We start from the raw sequence: 2,149 nt of genomic DNA on the forward strand, positions 1-2,149 counted from the left end.
TCCTCGTATAATAGATTTACGGTTTGGATGCAATGGGAAACCGCATGAACCTACTTGTTGTTCCACAAGCCATGTGGGATAATAAGGCCAGCAGACAGAGGGCGCAGGTTGTCTCCTTGAAGTATAGCTTCCGCAGAAAGAATTGCGCCTCTGTCTTTGCGGGTTGACGCGAATGAGCTGGATAGCGAAGATGCGCTGCATATCTAACGAGGTTGTGTCCCGCAAAGAAGCGTGAGGAAACTCTGTCTGAAATTTTGAAACAGGAGGTTTCGCCATGTTCTACTGTGGGATCGACATTGCCAAATACAAGCATGAGGCCACGGTCATCGATGAGGCTGGCACGGCCTTGCCGGACAGCATCTCCTTTGCCAACAGTAAGGAAGGCTGTGAAAAGCTGCTGGCGCTGTTCGAGCGGCTGGGTGTCTCCAATGATGGCCTGCTCATTGGCATGGAAGCTACCGGCCATTACTGGCTGAGTGTGTACGGGTATCTGTTGGAACAGGGTTTTGAAATCAAGGTCATCAACCCTATCCAGTCCGAGGCGTTTCGGAAGATGTATATCCGGCAGACGAAGAACGACCGAAAAGACAGCTTCATCATCGCCCAAATCATGCGCTTCGGGCAGTTCTCCACCACGAGCCTGTCGGAAGAGACGATTGTGGCGCTGCGGCAGCTGAGCCGGTACCGGCTGGCCCTGGTGGACACCTGTGGAGACTGCAAGCGCCGGGTCATTGCCTTGCTGGATCAGGTCTTCCCGGAGTATGACGCGCTGTTTTCAGATACCTTTGGCGTTACCTCGAAAGAAGTCCTCTCCCAATATCCTACACCTGAGGACCTGTTGACTGTCTCCACCAGGAAACTCTCCAATCTTTTGGAGAAAACCAGTCACGGCCGGTTAGGAAAAGAGAAAGCTGAACAGTTGAAAGCAGCGGCAGCCAATTCCTTCGGTGTGAGCTTTGCCAGAGATGCCTTTGCTTTCCAAATCAGACAGCTCGTTGAGCAGATGGAGTTTCTGGAAAGACAGGTCACGGAGTTGGAGGCTCAGATCTCCTCCCTGCTGAAACAGACCGGCAGCTACATCACCACGATTCCAGGCATTGGAGACACCCTGGGTGCCATCATTCTCAGTGAGATCGGGGATATTCACCGCTTCAACGCCCCCAATAAACTGGTCGCTTTCGCAGGACTGGATGTTAGAGTCACACAGTCTGGTGAGTTCACCGGCACCCGGCAGAAAATCTCCAAGCGCGGCTCACCGTATCTCCGGCGGGCCATCTGGCTGGCTGCCTCCCGGGCGGCCTTTTGCGACCCTATCCTCTCGGAGTACTATCAGTCCCTCCGGGCCCGTGGCAAGCATCATCTCACCGCTATCGGCGCCGTCTCCCGTAAGCTCTGCAACATTATTTTCGCTATCCTCAGTGAGGACCGCCCCTATGAGGCCATCCCGCCAAAAGAGATTCGACACCATTCGGCAGATTTCACAATGTGAATGCCGCCTGCATAGAACTTTTGTAAAAGTTGGGATATTCTTCCACCAGCATATTTTGGAGGAGGAATTTTCCATGTTTATGAGGCGGATTCCCACACAGGAGCAACGTTATATCCTCGCGGACTTGCTCCGTCACGGACGGGAGGCACAAGACCTAACTCAACAGCAGATTTCCGACCTTTTAGACTGCTCTCTCCATTGGGTCAATGATATGGAACAAGGTAAATGTGACCCGAGCTGGCGGGATGCTTTCCACTATGCGGCTATTATCAAGCTTGATCCCATCGTCTTTGCAGAGGAGGCCGGACTTCGTGTTTCAATACCTTCCTTTCGAAAATGAGGCATATTCTCCGTATATCGGCAAATATCGAACCTTTGGCCTGCGTGTTTTGCTGTCTCAGAATGGCCTCGAGAAAGAAGTTATGCTTTTGCCGGATGTCTCCTCAGATTTTTCCTTTGTGCTGCACCTTGCCGGTCTTCTTACCAGAAAACAGCTCGATCCCATTCATCTTTTGGATGTGATCGAAGATTCTCTTTGAGTGATTCTTCTGCGCCTTTCCTTGGCTCACGGAAGCGTGAGCCTTTTGCTGTTGCCCTTTTCATCCCTCATCTTATCTCTGACTTTTTTCATTTTCCTCTTGACTTTTTATAGCTGGTCTT

The 2,149-nt window shown here is 51.5% G+C and carries 3 protein-coding genes; all 3 read left to right on the top strand.

The annotated features are described in order from the left end of the window. The first annotated feature begins 274 nt into the window (after positions 1-274). The 3 genes from HMPREF1546_RS16615 to HMPREF1546_RS19045 all read left to right on the top strand — a co-directional run bounded on the left by HMPREF1546_RS16615 (position 275) and on the right by HMPREF1546_RS19045 (position 2,028). Positions 275-1,489 carry an IS110 family transposase gene (locus HMPREF1546_RS16615; protein ID WP_021747573.1) on the top strand — a complete coding sequence of 405 codons (1,215 nt, stop codon included), beginning with the start codon at positions 275-277 and terminating at the stop codon, positions 1,487-1,489. A 79-nt stretch (positions 1,490-1,568) separates the two neighbouring features. Beyond that, on the top strand, positions 1,569-1,829 hold the full coding sequence (locus tag HMPREF1546_RS20005) for a helix-turn-helix domain-containing protein (RefSeq protein ID WP_147629875.1): 261 nt from the start codon (positions 1,569-1,571) through the stop codon (positions 1,827-1,829). Beyond that, entirely contained in the window at positions 1,801-2,028 is a 228-nt protein-coding gene (locus HMPREF1546_RS19045) for a DUF6514 family protein (RefSeq protein ID WP_147629874.1), read from the top strand. The genes HMPREF1546_RS20005 and HMPREF1546_RS19045 overlap by 29 nt, the downstream gene beginning before the upstream one ends. The last annotated feature ends 121 nt before the right edge of the window (positions 2,029-2,149 follow it).

It is taken from the genome of Oscillibacter sp. KLE 1745 (assembly GCF_000469445.2).
Lineage (GTDB): Bacteria > Bacillota > Clostridia > Oscillospirales > Oscillospiraceae > Oscillibacter > Oscillibacter welbionis.

Excerpts from the sequence above, each read along its gene's own strand:
- HMPREF1546_RS16615 (WP_021747573.1), top strand. The coding sequence starts at position 275 with ATGTTCTACTGTGGGATCGACATTGCCAAATACAAGCATGAGGCCACG.
- HMPREF1546_RS20005 (WP_147629875.1), top strand. The coding sequence starts at position 1,569 with ATGAGGCGGATTCCCACACAGGAGCAACGTTATATCCTCGCGGACTTG.